The sequence below is a fragment of the Treponema endosymbiont of Eucomonympha sp. genome (assembly GCF_001028545.1).
In genome coordinates this window covers 1-532 of record NZ_BBPW01000494.1, presented here as the reverse complement: position 1 = coordinate 532, position 532 = coordinate 1, and the positions used below count along the sequence as shown (strand labels likewise).

Here is a 532-nt window from a genome sequence, read left to right as displayed (position 1 = left end):
TATCGCTTGCGCGGCTTGCGGGTGTGGATGATTTAACCGTGCAGACGCTGTGGCAGGGCACAGCGATATTGCCATGACAGACCATTACACGCACGCGGCGCAGGCTACGGACTAGGCAGTGTGGACTGGATAAGGGAAAAGAGGTAAAATGGGAAGCATGAAAGAAAATGAAGGCATACACCGGCACGATATAAGCGACGAGGCGTGGGAACAGATAAAAGAACTGCTGCCCGGACAGGCAGGGAAACACGGGGGAGTGGCGAAAGACAACCGCTTGTTTATTAACGCGGTAGCGTGGCAGACGCGCACAGGCGCTCCGTGGAGGGATATACCGCCAGAATTCGGGAACTGGAACAGCATGCACAAGCGGTTTTGCCGCTGGCGAGACAAGGGAATATGGAAAACGCTGGCGGACGCCGCAATAGGCGAGCCTGCCGGGGATATCTTTATGATAGATTCGACGTATATCAAGGCGCACGCGGACGCATGCGGGGCACGCGGCGGCACTCAGGACATTAGCCGCACAAAAGGG

Annotated in this window: 1 protein-coding gene; it reads left to right on the top strand. The window is 56.6% G+C overall.

Annotated elements, in window-relative coordinates; all coding sequences use genetic code 11:
• Window positions 1-157 precede the first annotated feature (157 nt).
• A partial coding sequence (locus tag AWU74_RS07745; RefSeq protein ID WP_187150949.1) for an IS5 family transposase occupies window positions 158-532 on the top strand: 375 nt, incomplete at its 3' end.